Genomic DNA, 25195 nt, shown 5'->3' on the forward strand with positions numbered 1-25195 from the left:
GCGGCGGTCGTGCGGCGGCGGGACCGGCGGGCCGCGCGGGCGCGGATCTCGGCGCCGGATACGGGGGGCGGTGTCTCGTGAGCGGACGCCAACTCGTGGAGGGCGCGGGTGAGTTCATCCGACACGGCCGTTCTCCTTTCCGGCCGTACCGTGCGCTGTACCGCCGGCCGCGCTGTCGGCGGTCGCGTCCGCCGCGTTGTCGGGTGCCTTGCCGGCCGCCTCGTCCACCGTCTCGTCCACGGTCAGGTGCTGTGCCAACGCCGCGCGTCCCCGGGAGAGTCTGGCCTTGACGGTGCCCACGGGCGCACCCGTCTCGGAGGCTACCTGCTCGACGCTCAGGTCGCACAGGTGGTGCAGGACGATCGCCATCCGCTGGGCCGGGGGGATCCGGCGCAGCGCGGTGACCAGCGCGGCACGGTCGGGGTCGGGGCCCGGCGCGGACTCGGGCGGCGGGGTGCGGCGCACCAGCTCCAGCCAGCGTCGCGCCCGGCGCCAGCGGCTGACCGCGAGGCGGATCGCCACCGTCCGGATCCACGCCTCCGGCGCCTCGTCGGCGAGGAAGTCCTTACGGCGGTTCCAGGCGCGTACGAACGCCTCCTGGACGACGTCCTGCGCTTCGCCGTGGTCCCCGGTGAACGCCGTGAGCTGGCCGATCAGCCGGGGGAACGCGGTCGCGTAGAACGCGTCGAACTCGTCCTCGGTCATGCCTCCGCCGGAAGTCTGGAAAAGCCGTGCAACCTGACCGTCCTCGCCGTGCGTACAGGTCCCGTAGGTCGCGTACATCGAAACACAACCCAAGAGGAAGACGTCGCACACCAGTTCCCGGCTCCCTCTCCTCCCGCACCGAAGGACCACCCAAGTGCCGTACCCCCACGACGACTTCGCCGCGTACGTCCGGTCGAATCAAAAACGGCTGGTCACGACCGCGCTCCTGCTGTGCCTGGAGCGCGGCGGGGCCGTGGAGCTGGTGCGTGACACCCTGGTGAGAACGCACGCCCGCTGGCGGCGCATCCCCCGGGACGACGTCGACTTCTATGTCCGGCGGTTCCTCGTCAAGCGGTACCTGCGGCGCCGGTCCGGGGCGCGGCGGGGGGAGTTGGCGCGGTTGTCCGCGCGGCAGCGGGTCGTGCTCGTGCTGCTGTACCGGGAGGGGCTCGGGGAGGTCGAGACCGCGCAGGTGCTGGGGTGTTCGGTGGGTGCGGTCAGGGGGCGGGCTCAGCGGGGGCTCGCGGTGTGCGGGGGGCGGGAGCGGTTGCTCGAACTCTTCGCGGTCCTCGCCGAGGGGGCGGGGGGCGGGGATGGTTGTGGTGACGTGCCGTTGGGTGAGGCGGATGTCGTGCGGCGGGGGCGGGAGTTGCGGCGTCGGCGGATCGGGGTGGGGGTGGCCGGGGGTGTGCTGTTGCTCGCGGCGCCGGGGGTGTTCGTGGCGGAACAGGTCGGGATCCCGGGGATCAGCGGGGCCGCTGCTCCGGACCGGGCGGGGGCTCGGGTGGGTGAGGTCGTGCCGGGGCCGATCCGGGTGGTGGCGCCCGGTGAACGGGTCGAGCCTGTAACAGGGTTGAAGGTGTGGCTGACCTCCGGCGGTGAGCACTGGTCGACGCCGGTGGCCGCCGTCCCCGCCGCTGGGGAGAGTGCGCAGAAGCGGGGCGGGGTCTCGGCACGGGTTCAACTGCTGGACGACGAACGGTACTTCGTGGCCGGGCGGTACGAGGGGCTGTCCGCTGATCCGCGCCGGGTCGAGGTGCGGGTGGGCGGGGAGGTTCTCGTCGGGTCGGTGCTCACGCTGGCGGGGGGTCCGGGGTGGGGGGTCTGGTATCTCCCGAAGCCTTTCGGGATGGGGGAGTTGAAGGAGGCGATCGGGGAGAAGGGGGTTGTGGTGACGGTGTACGACGCGGGTGGGCGGGCTGTCGCGCGGTTCGGTGGGGGTGAGTGAAGTGGCCGGTGCCGTCGAGGGAGATGCCGTGCGGGGAGGGGGACGCCGAACCCGGCGCTCCCAGCGTCTCCGTATCCCGTTGCGCCGTCGGCTCCGCCGTACCCGGGGGCGTTGGCTGCGCCGACTCCTCGTCGTCGTAGGGGTGTTGATCGTGGTGGTGTGTGTGGCGGCCGTCGTCGCCTACCGGATGACGGAGATCCCCGAGCCGCATCCCGACACCGTCACGCAGAGCACTGTCTTCACCGACGGCCGGGGTGCCTATCTGGGGCGGCGTGGTCCCGTCGACCGGCAGGAGGTGCCGCTCTCGGCCGTCCCGCGCTATGTGCAGGACGCGGTGATCGCCGCCGAGAACCGCTCTTTCCGTACGGACAAGGGGGTTTCACCGAAAGCGGTCGCCCGCGCGGTGCTGGCGTCGGTGACCGGGGGTGAGCGGCAGGGCGGGTCCACCATCACCCAGCAGTACGTGAAGAACGCCCTGTTGACCCCGGAGCAGTCCATGTCCCGGAAACTGCGGGAGGCGTTGATCGCGATCAAGCTGGACCGTACGCGGTCCAAGGACGAGATCCTCGCGGGCTATCTCAACACCGTTTACTTCGGCCGGGGTTCGGCCGGCATCGAGGCCGCCTCGCGGAACTACTTCGGCGTCGGCACGCGCGCCCTCACCGTCTCGCAGGGCGCCGCGCTCGCCGCGATCGTCAACATCCCCTCGTACTACGAGAAGGCGGGCTCCGATCCCCAGGTCACCGCGAAGCTCCAGGACCGGTGGGAGTGGGTGCTCGACGCGATGGAGGCGGGCGGGTCGATCACGGCCGCGCAGCGACAGGGGGCCGTCTTCCCCGCGTTCCGGTTCTATCCGCCGGGGACGACCGAGGGGCAGCGTCAGTACATGATCGATGTGGCCGCGAAGGAGGCCGCGCATGAACTCGGCATCTCCGGCGACGAGTTGGCGCGGGGCGGCTACACCGTGCGGACCACCTTCGACCTCGCCCTCCAGGACGCCGCGACCGAGTCGGTGAAGTCCCTCAAGGGGCGTGCGGGAACCCGGCTGCACACCGCCGTCGTCGCCGTCCGTCCCAGGGACGGCGCGGTGCGGCTCCTGTACGGCGGTGCGGACTACGCCCGGCAGCCGTTCAACGACGCGGTCGACGGCGCCGTCGAGGCGGGCACGGCGCTGGAGCCGTTCGCCCAGGTCCGACTGGCAGACCCGCTCGGTTCGTTGAGCCGCTCCCCCGCACCGACCCCGCTGAAGCTGTCAGCCGCATACGCGGCCGTCGCCGCGAACGGCGTGTACGCGACGCCCTACACGGTCGCGGAGATCAGCCGGGGCGGGCGGACGCTGTACACGGCACGTCCCGAGACGCGGCGGGTGCTCGGGGAGAAGGAGGCGTTCGTGGTGGGGGCGACGATGTACGGCCGGGCGGGGTTCGGTGAGGGCGGTGGTGGCGGCGGAGCCGGGTTCGGTGAGGGGTTCTTCACCGCGGGGGCGGGCGGCGGGATCACCCGCCGGACCGTCTGGTCCACCCGCCTGGACGGTGAACTCGCCCTGACCGCCGTGCTGTTCGCCGACCGGCCGGGCAAGAAGAAGAACACGACCGTCCCCGCCCAGCTACCCAACTCCCCGGCGCCGACCGAGGTCGCGCAAGGGGTTGTGGCGCAGCTCTGGGGGTCGACCCGGGCAGGTGTTCGTGACGTCCCGCCGTAGGGGGCACGGCAGTTGGGTCGCGGCACGCCCGCGGGATACCTTCGCGATCCGAGATCGATCCACCGCGAAGGAGTTCAGGTGTCGACATACGGGCGCGAGGACAGCGAGTGGCGTGAACTGACTTTCGCGGGGCGCGAGTTCCTCATCGAGCTGGCCGGGCGGCGCAAGGACACCAACTACACCGAACTCAGCAACACCCTGGCCGAGCGGACCGGCTGCCGGGCGTTCGACTTCTCAAGCGCCGGCGACCGGGCCGCCATGGGGCATCTGCTGTGGCTGATCGTGCGGGAGGACCAGCAACTCGACCCCGCCGAACCCGCGTTGATGCTGTCGGCCCTGGTGATCTACCTCAATGCCAACGACGCGGGTTCCGGCTTCTACGGGTTGGCCAAGGACCTCGGGCTGCTCTCCCTGAGCGCCTCCAAGGAGGAGAGGGAGATCTTCTGGGTCCGGCAGCTGAACGGCCTGTACGAGCGCCACGCGGCGAGGTGAGCACTCCGGCCGTGCCTCACCAGTTCAGCGGAATGCTGGAGAGGCGGTTGACGAGGAGGCCGGAGAGGGTGCGGTGGTCCCGGGCGGAGGGGTGCCAGTCGCAGGCGAGGAGGTCGAGGGAGGCGTCCCCGAAGTACCAGTGGTGTACGCGCTGGTCGCCTTGAGTATTACGGGTACGGACGATGCGGTCGACGGTGTCCCGGAAGACGGTGGAGCTGGAGACCTGGGTGGAGCTCAGCAGGAGGTGCGGCTGGGAGCCGTAGCGGCCTCGGAGCTTGTCCAGAAAGCCGTGGTAAGCGCTCTCGTAGGCCGCGACCAGCTGCGCCTCCGTCGTCCACGCCTCGCCGGAGTGGAGAGAGGTGGAGAAGTCGTTGGCGCCGAGACCGACGACGACGAGCTGGGGCTGCCAACTCGCCGGACGCTGCCAGACGTTGCCGTCGACGGCGAGCAACACCCGGTCGTAGTAGGTGCGGTAGTCCGTGCCGGGGCTGGTCCCGGCGTAGTTGCGGACCATTCCCCGGCCGGAGAAGGCGTCGAGGTGGTGGTCCGCGCCGAGCGCCCGCGCCGTCAGCGCGCCGAAGGAGAGGTCGGAGTTCGTGTTGCGGTCGACGCCCCCGACCCCCGAACAGTCCCGGACGCCGGAGATGTTGCCGTACCCAGCGGTCATGGAGTCGCCGATGAACTCGATCTGCCGCGTCCGGTCGGCCGGCGGCGACAGGATCGCACCGCCGCTCGCGGCCAGGAAGCCACCGAACTTCCCGACGCCGCCCCAGGCGCTCTCGGTCCGTTTGACGAGCCGCACGCTGTGCGTGGCGTTGGAGAGGCCGCCGATCCAGGCGGTGGTGCGCCCCGGCGTCACCAGGGTGCGCACGGTGACGCCGTCGATCTGCACGTCGTAGTCGTTGACGGAGTCGTCGAGCACGACGCCGACTCCGGTCCCCGTGAAGCGGCCCTCGAAGTAGACGCCGGGCCAGGTGAATTGGACGTATCCGTCGGCGGCCGGCGCCGTCCTGCCGACCGTGCGGTACCCGGTCGCGGCGGCGGTCGCGGCGGTCACTCTGGTGGGGAGGGCGACGGTGGTCACCAGACCGGCCGCGGCGGCTGTCATCAACGTGCGTCGAGAAAAGGTGCGTTGCGGCTCAAAAGGCATGACGTCGTCCTCGTTCGACTAGACGGCTGCGGGAGCGCTCCCGCTCGGGCGGTGTACAAGGTGACCGCGCCGCACCGTCCCGTCAATCCCTGTGCACACCACACGTCACTCACCGCCCGGAGTCCGATCACGAACTCCGGGCGTTTTCAGGGGAGTTACCGGCACGGCTCCCGGTGAATCTTTCGGTGAGGTTTCCGGTGGGAGTTCCGGGGCACTCCCCGACGCCGTCAGCCGTGCCCGCCCCTCACTCCCCCAGCGTCCACGACCGCACGTGCTCCCAGCTCAGCGTCGTCCACCAACGGCCCGTCCAGTCCTCGCTGCGGGTGCGGTAGAGGGAGACGGTGTCGCCGGGGAAGGTCGTCGAGAAGGGGACGGGCAGGCCCTCGGCGTACGCCACGACCTCCTCGTACAACTCCGGCCGCACGTACATGTCGTGGGACAGGAGGGAGAGGTGGGCGCGGAAGCCGGCCGCGTCGAAGGGGTGGGGGGCGGGGTTCGGGGCGGGCGTCTCCAGGGGGAGTATCGCGGCGTCGACGCGGGCCGCGAGAGCGGTGAACTCGGCGTTGGGGGTGGTGCCGTCGGCGAGGTGGTGGACGTCGTACACGAGACCCACGCCCATGCGGCGGACGCCCGCGTTGTGGACGGTGAAGGCGGGGACGTCCGCCACGGCGGCGCCCACCGCCTCGACGATCAGCCTCTCGTCGACGGGCAGGTGCCGGCTGCCCACGAGGGTCGCGTGGGGCGGGAAGGCGCCGGCCGACACGAGCCCGTACTGCGCGCGCAGTTGGGAGGTGACGGCGGTCACCGCGGCGCAGGTCGCGGGGTCGGGGCGGAGGTAGACGCCGTAGCGGTAGGGGTCGCCGGGGGCTTGGGCGAATCGGTCCGTGTACGTCACTGTCCGGCCTGCTTCCGATAGTCCTGGATCTTATAAGTGGCTTTTTCCTGCGCCGACTTGAGCGCACTGTCCAGCGGGATCCGCCCGCTGAACGCCTGCTGCATCTGGGGTACGACGACGTCGCGCACCCCCGCCATGGCTCCGGTGAGGCAACCCGAAGTCGCCGTGTTCGCCGGGGTGTTCGCGAACTGCCGGGCGAGAGCGGCGTATTGCTTGTGACCGGCCAGGAACTGCTTCCATGCCGGGGAGTTGTCGACGTCGGTGTTGACCGGCGCGTACCCGGAGGCCATCGCGAACCGCTCCTGCGCGGGGGCAGAGGCGAGGTAGCTGATCAGCTTCCAGCTCGCCACCTGCTCGGCCGCGTCGTGCCCTGCCCGGTCCACCCACATCGCGGCGCCGCCGATGAGCGCGCCGGACGTCGACGACGGTCCCGACACGGGGTAGGGCAGTGCGGTGTAGTCCTTCATGCCGGCCGTGGTGAGGCCGCCGATGGCGCCGCTGGAGTTCAGCATCATGGCCGTCTTGCCCGAGGTGAAGGCGGTGAGCGCCGCGTTTCCGTCGGTGCCGGTGTCGAGGGCGACGCCGTCGGTGTAGAGCTTCGCCATGGTGCCGATCGCGGCCCGCTGCGCTCCGCCGGTCAGGCTCGACGCGGTGGCCCCGAAGCTGCCCCGGCCGTTGTCCGGTGTGCAGTACGCCGCCCCGGCTCCGGCAGTGAGCTGCTCGAACCACCAGCCGTCGAAGGGCTGGTCGATGCCCTTCACCCCGGGGATCCGCTCGTGCACCTGCCGGGCCGCCACCGCAACTCCGTTCAGTGTGCCGAGAGTTGCCGGGTCCACTCCCGCGCGGTCCAGCAGCTTGTCGTTGACGTACAGCATCGGCATCGACGTGTTGAGCGGGACGGCGAGCAGCTTGCCGTCCGCCGTGTAGTAACTCCGCGCGGCCGGACGGAGTTTGGTGAGGTCGAGGTCGCCGGGGTTGGCGGCGGCCATGGCCTGGGCGGAGACCGTCTGGCCGGCGTCGCGCAGATAGCCGGTGGTGATGTCGTTGGAGATCATCACGCTCGGCGTGCCACCGCCCCGCACGGCCGAGGTGTACTTCGCGATGGCGTCGGCGTAACTCCCCTGGAAGGACGCCTTGACCGTGATCTTCCCGTTGTTGGCCCGGTTGAACGCGTCGATCTCGGCCTGGAGCGCCTTGCCCGCGGGGCCGCCGAGTCCGTGCCAGAGGGTCACGGTGACCGGTGCGGTGGCCTTCGCCAGCGCCGAGGGGCCGGGTGCGGTGCCGTCGGCCGCCTTGCCGGCGCCGGTGCCGGTGCCGCCGCAGGCGGTGAGGGCGAGGGCCGCCGCCACCAGACAGGCGGCCTGCGTGTAGGGACGTCTGGGCATGGGATTTCCCTTTGCTGTACGGGGGTTGAGAAACGCGTTCACGCCGTGACCCGCGAGGCGAGCCCTCGGACCAGGAACCGCTGGCCGAACAGGACGAGCAGCAGAGTCGGCAGGAGGACGACGAGAGTCCCGGCATAGATCACGGCCGGGGAGGTCGCCTGGTCGACGACGAGTTGCGCCAACCCGACCTGAATCGTGCGCCGCCCGGGAGAGTCGGTGATCAACAGCGGCCAGAAGTAGCCGTTCCAGGCGGACAGCGCGCACCACAGCGCCGCCGTCACCAACTGGGACCGCGCCATGGGCAGTACGACGTGCAGCAGGGCCCGCAGTTCGCCGCAGCCGTCGAGCCGGGCGGCCTCCCACACCTCCCTCGGCAGCGCGAGGAACGCCTGACGCAGCAGGAACACGGCGTAACCGGCGGTGAGATACGGCAGAGCGATGCCGAGGAGCGCGTCCCGCAGCCCCAGCCCCTGCACCGTCTCGTAGTTGGGGATGACGAGGCTCTCCCCGGGGAACGCGAGCGTCGCCAGCACCAGCGCGAAGACCAGGCCCCGGCCGCGCCAGCGCGGGAACACCAGCGCGTACGCCGCCAGCGCCGCCGTCACGAGCTGGGCCGCCGACTGGAGCGTCGTGACGCTCACGCTGACCAGGTACTGGCGGATCAACGGCGCCGAGTCCAGGGCCGTTTCGAGGTTGGCAAGGGTCAGCCGGCGGGGGATCAGCCGGCCCGCCGAGACGTCCGCCTGCGGCATGAGCGCGGTGACGACGGTGACGTACACGGGGAACGCGACGGCCGCGACAACTGCGGTGAGCCACAACCAGCGGGCCAGTGAAGGGAGTCGCCGCTTCATCACGTCCACCTCCGCACCACCCTGAACTGGAGGGCGGTGATGGCGAGGACCAGGAGCAGAAGGACGACCGCGAGTGTCGACGCCGAGCCGACCTGGGGCAGCGCGTCGCCGAACGCGCGCCGGTACAGCTCGTACACCAGCGTGGACGTCGCCCCCGCCGGGCCGCCCCGGGTCAGGACCTGCACCTGCGTGAACACCTGGAGGCCGCTGATCGTCTGCGTGACCAGCAGGAACACCAGGCTCGGGCGCAGCATCGGCACGATCACCGAGCGCGCGAGCCGCAGCCCCGACGCGCCGTCCAGCGCCGCCGCCTCGATGACGTTCTGGTCGAGTTGGGAGAGCGCGGCCAGCAACACGAGGAAGGCGAAGCCGAATTCGTACCAGGCGGTGGCCATCGAGATCGAGATCACCGCCCAGACAGGGGAGTTGAGCCACTGCGGGCCGGTGATGCCGATGGTCGCGAGCACTTCGTTCAGGGTGCCGACCGCCGGTGCGAGCAGGCCCGCGAAGACCGCCGACGCCGCTGCCGAGGAGTACGCGAACGGCAGTGACAGCAGCACCGACACGATCGCCCTCGGCTTCGCCGCCGCGCGCCGCAGGGGCAGTGCCGCCGCGAGCGCGCCGCCCACGGCCAGGACGACGCTCAGCCCCGCGATCGCCGCCGTCGCGAGCAGTGCCCGCCTCAGGTCGGGGTCGGTGAGCAGTTCCCCGTAGTGCTTCAGGCCGACGAAGACCGTCGGCTCGCCGAGGAGGTCGCTGTCGTACGTGCTCAGCACGGCACCCCGGACCACCGGCCAGTACGCGAAGACCAGCAGGAGGGCCAGGCAGGGGAGGGCCATGAGAGGGCCGGCCAGGGCGGCGGCTCTACGGCGAGCGCGCGGTGGCGGGCGGAGTGGAACGTTCCCAACGGGCATGTGTGGAACGTTCCCATCAAGGTGCGAGCGGGGACAGTGCCTTCTGAGTGAACAGTGGGCAAAATGAGGCGGGTGGGGTGGAGGGGGCGATTCGGCCCGTGCGGGGATGGCCGCGTCGGGGCGATTCGGCCCACGCGGGCGGGACGGCAGGGCTCAGCCCGCTCGCACCCCTCCCTTCACCCTCTCCGCTCCCCCGGCACCCCTGTGGTCCCCCCTACGACCAGAGAGCCAGGCAGTGCCTGGTGGTGGGCCGGGGGGCGCTCCCCGTCGAGGAGCTGGACCAGGGCGTCGACCGCCCTGCTGCCGATGAGGCCGATCGGCTGGCGCCAGTGGGTGAGGCCGATCAGGGGAGTCGCGAGGTCGCCGATCGCGTCGTAACCGGTTACGGAGAGTTCTCCGGGTACGTCGATCCCGCGCAGCCGGAGCTGTTCGAGGAAGGCGATGGCGTGCCGGTCGCTGGGGGCCATCACGGCGGTGATGCCGGGGTGGCGCTGCACCTCGGTGACCCAGGCACCGGCGGTGTCCCGCTGCGCCCCCGGGATCTCCAGCACCCGCGCGCCGCGTTCGCGCAGGCGGCGGACCATGGCCTCGGTGCGGGGGCCCATCGTGACGGAGTCGCTGTGCGGGACGGTGACGACGGCGACCTCGCGGTGGCCGAGGTCGAGGAGGTGGTCTGCGAGGGCGGCGCCGCCGTGCTCCTCGTCGCAGTAGACGCTGGTGATGCTCGGGTGCGTCTCGGGCCGGCCGGCGACGACGGTCGGCAGACGGGCGGCGAACGGGAGGATCTGCTCGCTCGGCAGCAGCCCGCTGCACACGATGAGCGCCTCGACGCGGAGCATCGCCAGCGTCTCCAACGCCCGGCACTCCTCGTCGACTTCGAACCGCCCCGACCCGGTCGCGGTGACAACTCGGTAGCCGTGGAAGGCCGCTCGCTCCTGGAGAGCCGTAAGAAGGTGCCCGTAGAAGGGAGTTGCCGCGTCACGGACGAACGCGCCGACGGTGTACGTGCGGTGCGCGACCATCGCACGGGCCGAGGCGTTGACGACGTACCCGAGTTCCCGCGCCGCGCGGACCACGCGCTCCCGGGTCTCCTCCCCCACGCTGCCGCGTCCCGAAACGACCCTGGAGACAACGGACTTGGAGACTCCGGCGAGTCTGGCCACGTCTATGATCGTCGGGTTGCGCGGCCGGTCAGCCATCGAGGACGCCTTCGCGGACCAGTACACCGGCCGCCGCTTCCGCGCCGGTCCACACGTGCGCCCGCCACCCGTGGGAGCGGGCCGCCTCGACGTTGACGGGGCGGTCGTCGAAGAAGACGACATCGGACGGCGCCCTGCCGAACCGTTCGTCGGCACGCCGGTAGACGTCCGGGTCCGGCTTCATGACGCCGAGGTCGGCGGAGAAGACGAGCGTCTCGAACCGCCCGCTCCACGCGGCCCGCCGTACGGCCGTCGCGAGGGACGCGGGCGCGTTGGAAAGCACCCCGAGGGGGGCGCCCCGGCGGGCGATCCGGTCCAGGAGGTCCGCCGACTCGTCCGCGAGCACCGCCCAGCCGGCCGTGTCGATCCGGTCCAGCCGCTCGATCCACTCCGCGTCGAAGGTCCTGCCGAGCGCCTTGCCGATGAGACCCCAGTACTCGGTGGGGGTCCCTCCGACGTCGTACGGGTCCCGGTGGGCCCAGTAGGGGACGGCGAACTCGTCCTCGGGTATGTCCAGGGCCTCGGCCAGTGCGGTGAGGGCCTGGCCCGAGGGGGCCAGGACACCGCCGAGGTCCCAGACGACGAGGGGGGTGTGCGGGGCTGAGGGTGAGCCTTGGGAACGTTCCACGTGCGGATGATAGCGGCCGTGGGGAAACGGGGCGCCGACGGCCGGTAAGGGTGCTCCCGTACATCGGAGGTAGCCCTGGGCAGCCCTAGCCTGCGCGCCAGACCGTCAGATCGGCCTGTAGGAAACTGATCCCGGCGGTGGGCAGGGCGGTCGACTTGATCTGGATCACGAGCACGCCGACGTCTCCGGAGCGGGTCTTGACGCAGATCTCGCTGCCTCCCGCGACGGCGGCCAGCGGGAGGTCCGTGCCGCTGGTGTCGGCCCGCGCGAGCATCAGACGGCACGTGTCGTACGTGCCGTCGCCCGGCTTGCCGTAGAGCAGCAGCAGCGCGCTGGTGCTGCTCTTCAGCGAGCAGGAGACGGAACCGCAGACGAGGCGGATGTCTCCCTTGCGGTCCTCGCGCTCCACGGGCTCCCTGAGGCTGATCGAGTTCTTCTCGTCCAGTGTGAGCAGGGCATAGGGGTGTGCGCGGAGCTGAGGCGACGCGGAGGCGGTTGGGTGGCCCGCGCCGGATCCCGCACCCGGCCCCGCGTCCGATCCCGCGCCCGATCCCGCGCCCACACCGTCGGCGGACTCCCCCGAGACGGCCTTGCCGGGAGCGGACGGGAAGGGTGAGGCGGAGGACGAGTTCCCGGCCCGCTCGCGGCCCGCCTTGACCACCTCCGCCCCCAGCCAGATCAGCGAACCCAGCATCGGCAGGGCCAACAGCCCTCCGATGCCCGCGATCAGCCGCGTACGGCGCCGATCGGCCCGTACCACCTCAGGGGGAGGCCCCCACGCCCTGGTCGCCGCCAGGGTGGGCACGGCAGTGGGCACGGCCGTGGGTACTACGGGTACGGGCAGGGGTACGGGTTCGGGCGCCGGCACCGGTGGCCCCACGACCTCGCGCCATACCTCCGGCCCCCCGGAGATATCAGCCTCCGGCCCCAGCTCCCGCCGGCACCAGGCGACGATCTCCGCCGGAGCGGCACGCTTCTGCGGATCGCTCTCCAGGCATCGTGCGAGGATCGGCCGTAGCCGCTCGGGCACCGCCGACAGGTCCGGCTCGGAGTTCACGATCCGGTACATCACGTTGAGCGCCGGCCCGTTCCCGTACAGCGGCTCCCCCAGCGCGGCGAACGCCACGGTCTGCCCGAGCGCGAACACGTCGGTCGCCGGGGTGATCTCACCGGAGGACGCCTGTTCCGGGGCCATGTACTGGGGTGTGCCGATGGTGGCGCCCTGAGTGGTGTGCGCGGTGGCGTCGGGGGCCGTGGAGATGCCGAAGTCGATGACCCGGGGCCCGTCGGAGGCGAGCAGCACGTTCGACGGCTTCAAGTCCCGGTGCACGACACCGACTTCGTGAATGGCCGCCAGCGCCTCGGCCACGCCCGCCATCAGCCACAGCGCAGCGGGAACCGGCAACGCCCCACGCCGGGCGACGAGTTCGGAGAGGGAGGGGCCGGGCACGTACAGGGTCGCCAGCCACGGCGGTACGCCGTCCGCGTCGGCGTCGACCAGTTCGGCGGTGTAGGCGCCCCGTACCCGCCGGGCCGCCTTCACCTCGCGGTGGAACCGTCTTCTGAACACCGGGTCGTCGGCCAGCTCCGGCCGGACGACCTTGACCGCGACGGCCCGGCCACCCTGCGTGTACGACAGGTAGACGCGCCCCATGCCTCCGGCGCCCAGCCGCGCCACCAGCCGGTAGCCGCCCGCCACTTGAGGGTCGTCCCACTGGAGCGGCGGGAATCCCGCGCCTTCGTCCCCCATCGCGATTCCTTCCCCCGTGTTCGAACGATCAACAGGAGCCTAGACGGCGCGCTGCGGCGACGAGGATCGGGGAGCAGCTTGGAGCCGGCCCTTCCCGCAGGTGACGGCTGTGCCGCTCCCCCCTGTGGCCCGGGTGGTCTCCCCTAGGGGGTGACCGCGTCCGACGGCTCGTGGGGCTGTGGGACGAAGGCCAGCGCGTCCCAGGCGATCGCCGCGTCGCCCGTGCCGTCGGCGGTGGCCGAGCTGAGCGAGACGCTGGGGGTGCCGTGGAACTCGTACGAACCCAGGGAGAGCCAGGTGTTCTCGCCCCCGGTGTCCTGGGAGACGGTCTTCTCCAGGACCGTGCCGTCGCCGAGGTCGATGCGGTAGGTCGCCGAGGGGGTGTCGGCCTGGTGGTCGGGCAGGTGGACCAGGACCTCGGCCCGGCCCTTAAGGGTTCGGTCAGGGGTCCAGGTCCCGGTGACGACCGAGTCGGTGAAGGCCGGCACCCGGGTGTGGGTGAGCCAGAAGTGCCCGCCGAACCCGGCGCCCAGCTGATGGAAGTCGATCTTCGAGGGGTAGACCGTCGCTCCGTTCCGCTCGGCCGATCCGAAGGTGAACGTCAGCGTGCCCCGGCTGACCCAATTCCGCTGCCCCGCACAGGGGTTGGCGGCACCGACGCGGAACTTCACGGTGTTCGGGACGTCGTCGACGATCAGCGCGTCCGGCGGCAGGGTGGAGGTGCAGGCCGCCGGGTGGAGCGGCGTGACCTCCGGCTCCGGGTCGGTCGCCTCATACTTGAGTACCTCGGTACCACAGGTCTGCGCGCAGTCGGTCCAGGTCACCGGCTGGTGCCACCAGCACTTGAAGGAGTCGAGCTGGCAGGGCCCCACCGGCTGGCTGGAGCCGGGCGCCTGGCGGGGCTTGGTGACGTCGCAGTCGTTGCCGTCCGGGGTGCAGAACGTGTCGTGCGGGGGCTGCGCGTCCGGCGCGTTGCCGGTCGGCCAGGAGCCGACGGTGAACGCGGGGGTGGGCTTGCCGGTCTGGGGGTCGTTCTTCCGGAGGGAGTACGCCGCCCAACCCATCACCCTTTCGGGGTAGGTCCACAGGTTGGGGGTACGGGAGTCCCCGTACCCCGAGGAGAGGAACATCTTGCGGTCCGCCGGGTAGAGCCCGTTGGCCGGGTTGTTGAACCAGCCGACACCCCAGGGGGCCGTGCTTTCCGTCGTACTCGGCAGGTTGAAACCGCTGTTGTACGCCCAGAGCGCGAACCACCAGTTCTCCAGGTACCGCGGGTCGCCGCCGTTGGCGAGTACGCCCCGGTCGTAGAGCTGGTTCCACTTGTCCTGGAGGATGCGCAGCCCGGCCGCGATGTTCGCCGCGTAGTCGACGGTGATCGCCTTGCGCTGCTCGTCGGTGAAGGTCGTCGTGTCGGACTTCGCCATGCCGCTGGTGACCTGCGCGATGCCGTAACCGCAGTCCGCACCGGCCCAGTTGACGGTGTGGACGCTTCCGGCGTTGCCGTAGTAGCCGCCTTGGACGAAGTTGCCACTCTCCCCTGCGGACGCCCTCGTCGTGGCCTGCGCCAGGTTGGACTCCTGGGCGAGCACCCCGAGCATGATCTGCGCGGGAACCCTTCCACCGCCCTTGAGTTGAAGCGGGGGGAACATGCCCTGCGGGCTGTACGACTCCAGGTCGGTGCCGTTCCAGCCCTTGCGGCGCCGGACGTTCAGCTTGCCCTGGACCGCGAGGTCGGTGGCCCACTCGACCATGGCCGGGGAGGGCTGGAGGGACTGGAGGTCCGGGTCGTTGCGGGTGACCGCGCAGGAGCGGTCGGGGTCGGTGGTGGTGTGGGCGGGGTCCTCGTCCGGGGGCTGGACACCCTCGCTTCCGACGGGTTCCGTACGGACGCTGTCGGCGTGCAGGCCGGCGACTGAACTCGCCTCGCCCGTGCGGGACTTGCTCACACCGAGTGCGGGCGACTGCGCCGACCCCTGCTCCGACTGGAACGCGTCAGGCCGTATCCGGAACGCGAACCCGGCTCCGGTGCCCGTCGCGAGGGCGTCGATGCCGACAGGCTGCGCGGCACCGGCGTCCGGGACCGCGCCCGACGGCTCGGCACCCGCCGCTTCCGTGCCGCTGCCGACGCCGGTGAGGGCGAGAGCGCCCGTCGTGGACAGCTCGGCGGAGGCGGGTACGCCACTCAGGGCCCGCCAACTCCTCGGCAGCTCAGCCTTGTTCAGCTTCCGCCGGGCGTCCTCGCCGGTGACGAAGACGTGCCCGTCGGCCCCTCGGACGGCGAGGGTGCCGAGCGCGCCGGAGCCGAGCAACCGGTCGGCGCCGCCGGACGTGACGCGACGGACCTGAACTCCCTTGTTCCCGAAGGGGACTTGGTAGGCGAGCCCGGTCTGCGCGTCGGGCACCAGCCGGAACGGCTTCCCAGCGGTCCTGGCGAGCGTGCGGACGCCACCCTCGCCGTCCACCGAGACTACGGAGTCGCCGGCCGATGCCGCGATCCCGCTCCCGAACGGCACGGCGGAGGTCAACTGCCCTGCCACGACCTGCTGTCGGACGATTCTCCTCGGCCCGGCGTCGACGGTCAGCAGCTGAGTGGCGTCCCCCTTCGGCCGGGTCAGCACAGCCTGCTCGCCGTCGCCGCAGCCGGGGTTGAAGTAGGCGAGGGAGACCAGCTCCGGAAGCTTGGTCACGGCGCCGTCGACAAGGTCGACCACGGCGGCGAACGCACCTTCCTGGAAGCTCTGTTGGTCGTTGGCGGCCTGCCGGGGCGCGTAGACGACGACCGCCTTGTCACCCGAACCCGTCACGCAGGTCTGCCCGATCCACCGGTCGGTCTCGACGCCGGGCTCGGAGAGGGTCGCCGCGGTACGCCAGGTGTAGGCGTGCGCCGCGTCGGCGACGAGGACGTGGAAGCCGGTCGCGTCACCGTCGTAGGTGACCATCCGGTCGCCCGACTTCCGCCATCCCGAAGGGAGTTGGGAGGTGTCGGCGACCCGGTCGGACGGTGTGGCGTCGTCCGGCGACGGGCTCGTCAAGGTCGCCGACGCGAGCGGCGCGACGACCGCCGTGGCCAGCACGGACATCACACCGGCCGCCGCTATTCGCCCCCTCCTGCTTTTCGGCACTCGCCGGCGGTGCCGTCCTTCTGTGTTCTCCCTGAAGACGCGCAAGGGTTTTCCGTTCCGTCCAGATGCGTCACGCATCGGCGAAGGTCTGGTGGCCGCACAGCTCTGGGGCCGGGCCGCATGAAGCGGAAGCTACCAGTCCCCTATGCCCGGAACGGGCCCGGCGATTGTCTACCGAACGGTATCCACGAAAGATCCACGCACCGGGAGAAAAGCCTTTCGAATTACACGAGACACCGTCCGGCAATCGCTTACTCGATGTTTCCACGACGCAGCGCCAGGTAACCGGCGAGCAGTGCGGCGGCTGTCCACAGGCTGAGGATGAAGGTTCCCGTCCACGGCCCGTAGGAGCGCGGGAAGACCGGGTCGTCCGGCGAACCCACGAAGTGCGTGATCAGCAGTCCCGCCTGGTCGGGCAGGTACTGCGCGACGTCCCGCACCTTCGGGATGTTCCCCGCCCCCTGGGAGCCGAGGAACAGGAACGGCAGGACGACGCCCATGGCGCGGGCCGGAGTGCGCAGGACGAAGGCGAGTCCCTGGGCGAGCATCGAGATCAGCACCAGGTAAAGCCAGGAGCCGATCAGGGTGCGCGCGCTGTCGGCTTCGCCGATCCCAACTCCACCGTATCCGAAGGCGAGTTGCCCGAGGAGGAACGACGCGACGACGGCGATCCCGCCGACTGCCCCCACCGGTAGGGACGTTGCGATGAGCTTGGCCGTGTAGAGGCGGGCCCGGTTCGGGGTCGCGGCGAGCGTGGCACGGATGGTGCCCGTGGCGTACTCGTCCGTCACCGTGAGCATCGCGTAGGCCACCAACGGGAGTTGGGCGAGCGTCAGTCCGTAGAAGCTCGCGAAGAGCGGGTCGGAGGGTCTGCTCGCGCTCACGAGCACGGCGAGACCGGCGGCGACCGCGGCAGCGGTGACGGGCATCCACAGAGTGGACCGAACCGTGCGGATCTTCGTCCACTCGGAGTGGAGTACGTGTTTCAGCACGGTCCACTCCGGTGCCGGACGGCGCTTTCCGTCAGCTTGAGAAAGGCGTCCTCCAAGGAGGAACCCGCTTTCGCGAACTCGTCCGTCGGGAGATCCGCGACAAGCTTTCCTTTTCCGATCACGACCAACTGGTCGGCCGTCAGGGCTGTTTCTCCCATCAGGTGGCTGGAGACCAGAACAGTGCGCCCTTCAGCGGCCAGGTCCCTCAGCAGGGTGCGCAGCCACCGAATGCCCTGCGGATCCAGCCCGTTGAAGGGTTCGTCCAGCAGGAGGACAGGCGGGTCGCCCAGCAACGCGGCGGCGATCCCGAGTCGTTGGGACATACCGAGAGAGAACCCTTTGACACGCCGGCCCGCCACGGACAACAGGCCCACCCCGTCGAGCACTTGAGTCACCCGCGCGTCGGGGATCGCGTTGCTGCGCGCCAGCCACACCAAGTGGTCGCGGGCGCTGCGGGCACCGTGGAAGGCGGCCGGGCCCATGACGGCGCCGACATGCCGCAGCGGGCGCCGCAGGGACGTGTAGGGCCTCCCCTGGACCCGTGTCTCACCGGAGTCGGGGCGGTCCAGGCCGAGGAGCATGCGCAAAGTGGTGGACTTTCCGGCGCCGTTGGGGCCGAGGAACCCGGTGACGCGGCCCGGCGTCGCGGTGAACGACAGCTGGTCCAGGGCGAGTTCACCGCCGTAGCGTTTCGAGAGGTCGCGGACTTCGATCATGCGCCGAGGTTAGGAACGGAGCCTGACCCGGCGCAGTCCTCGAAAGTGGACTTCCCTGTCGTCTTTCGTGTCATGGCGTACGGCCGAGCGGCCCCCGTACGCTGCCGGGCATGAACCGGTTGCCTCTTGCCGCCCTGGTCGTGGTGGCCGTCGACAGTCTGGTGCTGGCGACCGGGTTTCGCGGGCCGATTCCCTTGTGGGGAGCGGTCGTCGGGTACGCACTGGCTGTCGTGGCCGTGCTGGCGGTGTGCCGCCGCGCTCCGGTGGGCGGGTTCGTGACGGCGGTGACGCTGTTCGCTCTGCTGCCCGGGGCGTATCTCTCCCTGTTGTGGACCGCTTTCCGGGCGGGCCAGGCCCTGTCCTCGCGCCGGGACACGGCCGTGACGGCAGTCGCGGCGAGCGGCGGGCTGGTCCTCTGCGCCGCTCTGCATGCCTCCGCCGTAAGGGAGTTGACCCCCTTGGTGATGACGGCTCTGGTGTTCGAGGCGATACCGCTGATGGTCGGCCGCTATCTGACCCAGCACGAACGCCTGGTCGCCGCCCTCTCCGACCACAACCGCCGACTGCACGATCACCAGCGGGTCCTGGCCGAGCACGAACGCCTCCGGGAACGCCTGCGCATCGCCCGAGACATGCACGACTCCCTCGGCCAGCGCCTCAGCCTTGTCTCCGTCCAGGCGGCGGCCCTGGAGGTCAGCCTGCCGCCCGCTCATCGTGTGGCGGTGCGGCAGCTCGCCCACTCCGCCCGTGGCGCGCTCGACGAGGTGTACGGGCTGATCGGCACGTTGCGGGGTGAACTGGAGCCGGAGAGCGTGCAGTTGGCGGAGGTCGAGGAGCTGGTGGAGGAGTTCCGGGCGGCCGGGGTGCGGGTGGGGTTCGTCCAGGACGGCGAGCCCGTGGCACTGGCTCCGGCGACCTGGTGGGCCGTCTACCGGGTGGTGCAGGAGGGGCTGACCAACGCGGCGAAGCATGCAGTGGGGCGGGAGGTGGCCGTGCGGGTGGAGTGGCAGGGGGACAGCGTGCTGGTGCGGGTGGAGTCCTCGGGTCCCTCCGGAGAGCCACCGTACGCAGAACCGCCCTCCGCAGAGCCGCCCTCCGCGGAACGAGAGAGCGTGCGGCCGGACGCCCGTCCCGTACGACCCGTAGTACCCCCGCTCCCGGTACGGCCGGACGGCGCCGGACACGGCCTCGTCGGCCTGGGCGAACGCGTCCGGCTGGTGGGCGGCCTGCTGGACCACGGCCCGCTCCGAGAAGGAGCCGGTTACCGGGTGCTGGCGATGCTTCCGGCGACCGCCGACGCGGGGGCCGCCGCCCTGGACACAGCGCCGGAGACGGCACCGGACATGCCGGGCTCGACGGGCCCGACAGACACGCCGGACGCCCCGCCCGCACCGAGCACGCCGGATACCGCACCGCCGCCGCCCGCACCGGCGTCGTACGAACGATGGAGCACGGCCCGGACCTTCGCCCTCACCGTCGCTGTCGTCCTGCTGCTGGTCGTCGTGCCCGGCAGCCTTCTGATGGGAGCCCGTTGAAGTGATCAGGGTGCTGGTGGCGGACGACGAACCGCTGATCACGGCGGGTATCCGGACGGTCCTGGAGTCGGCCGGCGACATGGAGGTGGTCGCCGAGGCGGCGGACGGCCGTGCGGCGCTGGACGGGGCGGCCGGTCACCGGGCCGACGTCGCGCTGATCGACGTCGACATGCCGGTGCTGGACGGTCTGGCGACCGTGGAGGAGCTCCGTCGCAGGTCCCCCCATACCCGAGCGGTAGTACTCACGGCCTACGGGACGGAACCCAACGTCCTACGGGCCCTGCGGGCCGGTGCCGCCGGATTCGTCCTCAAGAACTGCACCCCCGACGAACTGATCCGGGCGGTACGGGCGGCCCACGCGGGCGACGCCTACCTCTCCCCTCAGGTGACCCGGCACGTGCTGGGCGCCCTGCCCGGACCGAACCCCGAGGAGATAGCCCGGCGGGCGGAAGCCGCACGGCATCTCACCCGCCTCACCCCGAGGGAGACCCAGGTACTGCACCTGTTGGCGGAGGGCCTGTCCAACGCGGGTATCGGCGGCCGGCTCCACATGAGCGAGACGACCATCAAGACGTACGTGAGCCGAGTCCTCGCCAAGCTGGGCTGCGTGAACCGGGTCCAGGCCGCGCTGCTCGCGAGGGACGCGGGAGTCACGGACGTGCCCGGCTGAAGGAGCCTCCGCCGAAACCCCTTCGTGCTCACCCCTCGAACCGGTACCCCATGCCCGGCTCGGTGATCAGATACCGGGGGTGCGCGGGGTCGGACTCCAGTTTGCGGCGGAGCTGGGCCATGTAGACCCGTAGGTAATTGGTCTTGTTCTCCCGGGAGATCCCCCACACCTCCTGGAGGAGATACTTCTGGGTGACGAGGCGGCCGGGGTGGGTGACGAGGATCTCCAGCAGATGCCACTCGGTGGGGGTGAGCCGCACATCCCGGCCCTCCCGTACGACCTTCCTGGCCAGCAGGTCGATGATGCAGACGTCCGTCTCCACCCGGGTGGACTCGGGAGCCAGCGGCGTCTCCTCCGTACGGCGTACGGCGGCCCGCAGCCGGGCGAGCAGCTCGTCCATGCTGAAGGGCTTGACGATGTAGTCGTCCGCCCCCGCGTCCAGCGCCGCCACCTTGTCCTGCGACGCCTGGCGGGCCGAGAGGACCATGACCGGTACCCGGGTCCACAGCCGCAGCGCCCTGATGACCTCGACGCCGTCCATGTCCGGCAGGCCGAGGTCCAGCAGGACGACGTCCGGCGGGTGCGCGGCGGCGAGCCGCAGCGCGGTGGTGCCGTCGGGGGCGGCGTCGACGTCGTACCGCCGCGCCTGAAGGTTGAGCACGAGGGCTCGGACGAGCTGTGGGTCGTCCTCGACCACCAGCACCCGCGTCATCTCAGCGCGCCTTCCTCACTGCCGGGCCACAAGTGCCTTGAGGGCGATGTTGAGTTCGAGGACATTGACCCGGGGGTCACCGATGAAGCCGAGGGTGCGGCCCTCGGTGTGCTCGTCGACCAGCTTCTCGACCGCCGCGACGGGCAGGTGGTTCTTCAACGCGACGCGGTGGACCTGGAGTTGGGCGTAGGCCGGAGAAATGTCCGGGTCGAGGCCGGAGGCGGAGGAGGTGACCGCGTCGGCGGGGACGTCCGACGGCTTCACGGTGTACCCCGGCACCGAGTTGTCCTTGACGACCTTCGCCTTCGCGTCCTCGACCTGCTTCAGCAGGACCTTGCTGTCGGCGGACAGGTTCGTCGCCCCCGAAACCAGCAGCTTGTACTGAGTGTTGACGGAGTTCTGGCCGAGTCCGTTCGCCGGGCGGGACTGGAAGTAGTCGAGGCTGTAGCCCTGTTGGCCGATGAGCGACGAACCGACCACTTTCCCCTGGGACTTGATCTCGGAGCCGTTCGCCTTGCCGTTGAAGGCGGCCTGGGCGATCCCGGTCACCACCAGGGGGTAGATCACGCCGGTCACCAGCGTCAGCACCAGCAGGGCACGCAGTCCCGCGCCCAGCAACCGGGCTGTGTTCGATACGGAGTTGTTCATGGCGGTCAGCCGATCCCAGGGATGAGGGAGATGAGGAGGTCGATGAGTTTGATGCCGATGAACGGCGCGATCAGCCCGCCGAGGCCGTAGACCGTGAGGTTGCGGCGCAGCAGCTTGTCCGCGCTGACCGGCCGGTAGCGCACACCCTTCAGGGAGAGCGGCACCAGCGCGATGATGATCAGCGCGTTGAAGATGACGGCCGACAGGATCGCGGAGTTCGGCGAGGCCAGGTGCATGATGTTGAGCTTGTCCAGGCCCGGGTAGACGGCCGCGAACAGCGCCGGGATGATCGCGAAGTACTTCGCGACGTCGTTGGCGATGGAGAACGTCGTCAACGCGCCCCGGGTGATGAGGAGTTGCTTGCCGATCTCGACGATCTCGATCAGTTTGGTCGGGTCGGAGTCGAGGTCGACCATGTTGCCGGCCTCTTTCGCGGCCGACGTACCCGTGTTCATGGCGACGCCGACGTCCGCCTGGGCGAGCGCGGGGGCGTCGTTGGTGCCGTCACCGGTCATCGCGACCAGCTTGCCGCCCGCCTGTTCGCGCTTGATGAGGGCCATCTTGTCCTCGGGGGTGGCCTCGGCGAGGAAGTCGTCGACACCGGCCTCCTCGGCGATCGCCTTGGCCGTCAGCGGGTTGTCGCCCGTGATCATGACGGTTCTGATGCCCATCCGGCGCAGTTCGTCGAACCGCTCCCGCATGCCTTCCTTGACGACGTCCTTGAGGTGGATGACGCCCAACACCCGGGCGCCGTCGGTGTCTTCGACCGCGACCAGGAGGGGGGTGCCGCCGGCCTGGGAGATGCGGTCAGTCAACTCCTGGGTGTCGTCGGCGACTTCACCACCCTGTTCGCGAACCCAGGTGATGACGGAGGCCGTTGCCCCCTTGCGGACCTTCCGGCCGTCCAGATCAACACCCGACATACGGGTCTGCGCGGTGAAGGCGATCCACTCGGCGTGCGTCAACTCCCCTTGGTGGCGCTCCCGCAGGCCGTACTTCTCCTTCGCGAGGACGACGATGGAGCGGCCCTCGGGGGTCTCGTCGGCCAGCGACGACAACTGGGCGGCGTCGGCGACCTCCGCCTCGGTCGTCCCGCGCACCGGCACGAACTCCGCCGCCCTGCGGTTGCCGTAGGTGATGGTGCCGGTCTTGTCGAGCAGCAGCGTGGAGACGTCCCCGGCGGCCTCAACCGCCCTGCCGGACATGGCGAGTACGTTGCGCTGGACGAGCCGGTCCATGCCCGCGATGCCGATCGCGGAGAGCAGCGCGCCGATGGTCGTCGGGATCAGGCAGACCAGCAGGGCGACCAGCACGACCATCGTCAGGTGCGTACCGGCGTAGCCGGCGAACGGCGGCAGCGTCGCGCAGGCCAGCAGGAAGACGATCGTCAGTGAGGCGAGGAGGATGTTCAGCGCGATCTCGTTCGGCGTCTTCTGCCGGGCCGCGCCCTCGACCAGGTTGATCATCCGGTCGATGAAGGTCTCGCCGGGCTTCGTCGTGATCTTGATGACGATCCGGTCCGACAACACCTTCGTCCCGCCGGTCACAGCACTCCGGTCACCGCCCGACTCCCGTATGACGGGGGCCGATTCACCGGTGATCGCGGACTCGTCGACCGAGGCGACACCCTCGACGACATCACCGTCACCGGGGATGACGTCGCCCGCCTCGCAGACGACCAGGTCCCCGATCTTCAGTTCCGTGCCCGGGACTTCGGTGCCGTCGACCTTGCGTGCGACCGTGTCGGTCTTGGCCTTGCGCAGGGTGTCGGCCTGCGCCTTGCCGCGTCCTTCGGCGACGGCCTCCGCAAGGTTGGCGAAGACGACGGTCAGCCACAGCCAGGCGCTGATCGTCCAACCGAACCAATCCGTCGGGTCCTTGAAGGAGAAGGCGGTCGTCAGGACCGAGCCGATCCACACCACGAACATCACGGGCGACTTGACCATGACGCGCGGATCGAGCTTGCGGAACGCCTCGGGCAGCGACTTGAGCAACTGCCCCGGGTCGAACAGCCCGGCGCCGACCCGGTTTTGGGCGGAGTCACGGCCGGCCGGGGTGTCCTGGTGGGGGGCGAGGGTGGGAGTGGACATCGCGTCCTCGTGGTCCTTCGTGCGGGTCGTCATGACGCCAGCCCCTCTGCGAGCGGTCCCAGCGCGAGTGCGGGGAAGTAGGTCAGCCCCGTGACGATGAGGATCGCGCCGACCAACAGGCCGGTGAACAAGGGCTTTTCGGTGCGCAGGGTGCCTGCCGTGACCGGCACGGGCCGCTGTTCGGCGAGCGAGCCGGCCAGCGCCAGCACGAACACCATCGGCAGGAATCGGCCAAGTGCCATGGCCAGCGCGGTCGTTGTGTTGTACCAGTCGGTGTTGGCGTTGAGTCCGGCGAACGCGGAGCCGTTGTTGTTCGCGGCCGAGGTGAACGTGTAGAGCACCTCGGAGAACCCGTGCGCACCGGAGTTGAGCATCGAGTGCGGGGGTGTCGTCATCGCCATCGACACGGCGGTGAACACCAGCACCAGCGCCGGGGTGATCAGGATGTAGCAGGCGGCGAGTTTGATCTCGCGGGCGCCGATCTTCTTGCCCAGGTACTCGGGGGTGCGTCCGACCATCAGGCCGGCGATGAACACCGCGATGATCGCCATGACCAGCATGCCGTAGAGGCCGGAGCCGGTGCCGCCGGGCGCGATCTCGCCCAGCATCATGCCGAGCATCGTGATGCCGCCGCCGAGACCGGTGAAGGAGGAGTGGAAGGAGTCGACGGCGCCGGTCGAGGTGAGCGTCGTCGACACCGCGAAGATCGAGGAGCCGCCGATCCCGAAGCGCATCTCCTTGCCCTCCAGCGCCCCGCCGGCCGCCTGGAGCGCCGGGCCGTGGTGCGCGAACTCGGTCCACATCATCAGGGCCGTGAAGCCCAGCCAGATGGTGGCCATCGTCGCGAGGATCGCGTACCCCTGCTTCACCGAGCCGACCATGACGCCGAACGTCCGGGTCAGCGAGAACGGGATGACGAGCAGCAGGAAGACCTCGAAGAGGTTGGTGAAGGGTGTCGGATTCTCAAACGGGTGCGCCGAGTTGGCGTTGAAGTAGCCGCCGCCGTTGGTGCCGAGTTCCTTGATGGCCTCCTGCGAGGCGACCGCACCGCCGTTCCACTGCTGCGAACTCCCCATGAACTGGCCGACTTCGTGGATACCGGAGAAGTTCTGGATCACCCCGCAGGAGACCAGGACCACGGCCGCGAGCACCGCGCCGGGCACCAGGACGCGGACGACGCCCCGCACCAAGTCGGCCCAGAAGTTGCCGAGTTCACCGGTGCGCGAGCGGGCGAAGCCGCGGACGAGGGCCACCGCGACGGCGATGCCGACGGCCGCCGACACGAAGTTCTGCACGGCGAGCCCGGCCGTCTGCACGACGTGCCCCATGGTCTGCTCGCCGGAGTACGACTGCCAGTTGGTGTTCGTCACGAACGACACGGCCGTGTTGAACGACTGCGCGGGGTTCACCGAGGAGAAGCCGAGCGAGCCGGGCAGGACGCCCTGGAGCCGCTGCAACAGGTACAGGAACAGCACGCCGACGGCGGAGAAGGCCAGGATGCCGCGCAGGTACGCGGGCCAGGTCATCTGCGTGTCGGGGTTCGCGCCGATCCCCTTGTAGATCCACCGTTCCACCCGCCAGTGCCGGCGGGCGGAGTAGACCTTGGCCATGTAGTCCCCGAGGGGGACGTAGACCAGCGCCAGGGCGCCTATGAGTGCGAGGAGTTGCAGAACTCCCGCGAGTACGGGACCCATGGGGCTCTCAGAACCTCTCCGGGAAGATCAGGGCGAGGACGAGATAGCCCAGCAGGGCGACGGCGACGATCAGGCCGACAATGTTCTCGACGGTCACAGCCTCGTCACCCCCTTGGC

At 70.4% G+C, this 25195-nt stretch carries 22 protein-coding genes; 5 read left to right on the forward strand and 17 right to left on the reverse strand.

Annotated elements, in window-relative coordinates; all coding sequences use genetic code 11:
- Window positions 1-114: 114 nt before the first annotated feature.
- The gene (locus tag ACVNF4_RS08395) at window positions 115-705 is read right to left on the reverse strand and encodes a SigE family RNA polymerase sigma factor (RefSeq protein ID WP_461802059.1); all 591 of its coding nucleotides are present in this window, start codon (window positions 703-705) and stop codon (window positions 115-117) included.
- Between the two features lie 154 nt (window positions 706-859).
- Between ACVNF4_RS08395 and ACVNF4_RS08400 the strand changes: the two genes are divergently transcribed.
- The 3 genes from ACVNF4_RS08400 to ACVNF4_RS08410 all read left to right on the forward strand — a co-directional run bounded on the left by ACVNF4_RS08400 (window position 860) and on the right by ACVNF4_RS08410 (window position 4127).
- A complete protein-coding gene (locus ACVNF4_RS08400) occupies window positions 860-1933 on the forward strand; it encodes a sigma factor-like helix-turn-helix DNA-binding protein (protein ID WP_461802060.1) in 1074 nt (357 codons plus the stop codon).
- 79 nt (window positions 1934-2012) lie between these two features.
- Window positions 2013-3635, forward strand: coding sequence for a transglycosylase domain-containing protein (locus ACVNF4_RS08405; RefSeq protein WP_461802061.1), 1623 nt, complete (start codon window positions 2013-2015; stop codon window positions 3633-3635).
- Window positions 3636-3713: 78 nt separating this feature from the next.
- Window positions 3714-4127, forward strand: a complete 414-nt coding sequence (locus ACVNF4_RS08410; protein WP_461802062.1) for a hypothetical protein — start codon at window positions 3714-3716, stop codon at window positions 4125-4127.
- 16 nt (window positions 4128-4143) lie between these two features.
- Here ACVNF4_RS08410 and ACVNF4_RS08415 read toward each other — a convergent pair whose 3' ends face one another.
- The 11 genes from ACVNF4_RS08415 to ACVNF4_RS08465 all read right to left on the reverse strand — a co-directional run bounded on the left by ACVNF4_RS08415 (window position 4144) and on the right by ACVNF4_RS08465 (window position 17729).
- Complete coding sequence (locus tag ACVNF4_RS08415; RefSeq protein ID WP_461802063.1) at window positions 4144-5235, reverse strand: SGNH/GDSL hydrolase family protein; 1092 nt, start codon at window positions 5233-5235, stop codon at window positions 4144-4146.
- 286 nt (window positions 5236-5521) lie between these two features.
- Window positions 5522-6172 carry a 2'-5' RNA ligase family protein gene (locus tag ACVNF4_RS08420; RefSeq protein ID WP_461802064.1) on the reverse strand — a complete coding sequence of 217 codons (651 nt, stop codon included), beginning with the start codon at window positions 6170-6172 and terminating at the stop codon, window positions 5522-5524.
- The gene (locus ACVNF4_RS08425) at window positions 6169-7557 is read right to left on the reverse strand and encodes an extracellular solute-binding protein (protein WP_461802065.1); all 1389 of its coding nucleotides are present in this window, start codon (window positions 7555-7557) and stop codon (window positions 6169-6171) included. Before ACVNF4_RS08425 ends, ACVNF4_RS08420 begins: the two co-directional genes overlap by 4 nt.
- A gap of 38 nt (window positions 7558-7595) precedes the next feature.
- On the reverse strand, window positions 7596-8408 hold the full coding sequence (locus ACVNF4_RS08430) for a carbohydrate ABC transporter permease (protein ID WP_461802066.1): 813 nt from the start codon (window positions 8406-8408) through the stop codon (window positions 7596-7598).
- Window positions 8408-9247, reverse strand: coding sequence for a carbohydrate ABC transporter permease (locus tag ACVNF4_RS08435; RefSeq protein WP_461802067.1), 840 nt, complete (start codon window positions 9245-9247; stop codon window positions 8408-8410). The genes ACVNF4_RS08430 and ACVNF4_RS08435 overlap by 1 nt, the downstream gene beginning before the upstream one ends.
- Before the next feature lie 251 nt (window positions 9248-9498).
- Complete coding sequence (locus tag ACVNF4_RS08440; RefSeq protein WP_461802068.1) at window positions 9499-10521, reverse strand: LacI family DNA-binding transcriptional regulator; 1023 nt, start codon at window positions 10519-10521, stop codon at window positions 9499-9501.
- The gene (locus ACVNF4_RS08445; RefSeq protein ID WP_461802069.1) at window positions 10514-11149 is read right to left on the reverse strand and encodes an HAD family hydrolase; all 636 of its coding nucleotides are present in this window, start codon (window positions 11147-11149) and stop codon (window positions 10514-10516) included. The genes ACVNF4_RS08440 and ACVNF4_RS08445 overlap by 8 nt, the downstream gene beginning before the upstream one ends.
- Window positions 11150-11234: 85 nt before the next feature.
- A complete protein-coding gene (locus tag ACVNF4_RS08450; protein WP_461802070.1) occupies window positions 11235-12899 on the reverse strand; it encodes a serine/threonine-protein kinase in 1665 nt (554 codons plus the stop codon).
- A 143-nt stretch (window positions 12900-13042) separates the two neighbouring features.
- Window positions 13043-16021, reverse strand: coding sequence for a golvesin C-terminal-like domain-containing protein (locus ACVNF4_RS08455; RefSeq protein WP_461802071.1), 2979 nt, complete (start codon window positions 16019-16021; stop codon window positions 13043-13045).
- 251 nt (window positions 16022-16272) lie between these two features.
- Window positions 16273-16950, reverse strand: a complete 678-nt coding sequence (locus tag ACVNF4_RS08460; protein ID WP_461802072.1) for an ABC transporter permease subunit — start codon at window positions 16948-16950, stop codon at window positions 16273-16275.
- A 56-nt stretch (window positions 16951-17006) separates the two neighbouring features.
- Window positions 17007-17729, reverse strand: coding sequence for an ABC transporter ATP-binding protein (locus ACVNF4_RS08465; protein WP_461802073.1), 723 nt, complete (start codon window positions 17727-17729; stop codon window positions 17007-17009).
- A gap of 110 nt (window positions 17730-17839) precedes the next feature.
- Here ACVNF4_RS08465 and ACVNF4_RS08470 point away from each other — a divergent pair, with 110 nt between their 5' ends.
- Window positions 17840-19264, forward strand: coding sequence for a sensor histidine kinase (locus tag ACVNF4_RS08470; protein WP_461802074.1), 1425 nt, complete (start codon window positions 17840-17842; stop codon window positions 19262-19264).
- A 1-nt stretch (window position 19265) separates the two neighbouring features.
- Window positions 19266-19934 carry a response regulator gene (locus ACVNF4_RS08475; protein ID WP_461802075.1) on the forward strand — a complete coding sequence of 223 codons (669 nt, stop codon included), beginning with the start codon at window positions 19266-19268 and terminating at the stop codon, window positions 19932-19934.
- Window positions 19935-19962: 28 nt separating this feature from the next.
- Here ACVNF4_RS08475 and ACVNF4_RS08480 read toward each other — a convergent pair whose 3' ends face one another.
- Genes ACVNF4_RS08480 through kdpF form a run of 5 tightly spaced genes read right to left on the reverse strand, consistent with a single transcriptional unit; the run spans window position 19963 to window position 25175 of the window.
- Window positions 19963-20646 (reverse strand): response regulator, encoded by a 684-nt coding sequence (locus ACVNF4_RS08480; RefSeq protein ID WP_461802076.1) that lies wholly within the window; start codon window positions 20644-20646, stop codon window positions 19963-19965.
- Window positions 20647-20661: 15 nt separating this feature from the next.
- Window positions 20662-21294 (reverse strand): potassium-transporting ATPase subunit C, encoded by a 633-nt coding sequence (locus ACVNF4_RS08485; protein WP_461802077.1) that lies wholly within the window; start codon window positions 21292-21294, stop codon window positions 20662-20664.
- Between the two features lie 5 nt (window positions 21295-21299).
- Window positions 21300-23417 (reverse strand): potassium-transporting ATPase subunit KdpB, encoded by a 2118-nt coding sequence (gene kdpB, locus ACVNF4_RS08490; RefSeq protein ID WP_461802078.1) that lies wholly within the window; start codon window positions 23415-23417, stop codon window positions 21300-21302.
- Complete coding sequence (gene kdpA, locus ACVNF4_RS08495) at window positions 23414-25078, reverse strand: potassium-transporting ATPase subunit KdpA (RefSeq protein ID WP_461802079.1); 1665 nt, start codon at window positions 25076-25078, stop codon at window positions 23414-23416. Before kdpA ends, kdpB begins: the two co-directional genes overlap by 4 nt.
- Window positions 25079-25085: 7 nt before the next feature.
- Window positions 25086-25175, reverse strand: a complete 90-nt coding sequence (gene kdpF / locus ACVNF4_RS08500) for a K(+)-transporting ATPase subunit F (RefSeq protein ID WP_099013225.1) — start codon at window positions 25173-25175, stop codon at window positions 25086-25088.
- Window positions 25176-25195 lie beyond the last annotated feature (20 nt).

It is taken from the genome of Streptomyces sp. S6 (genome assembly GCF_054880855.1).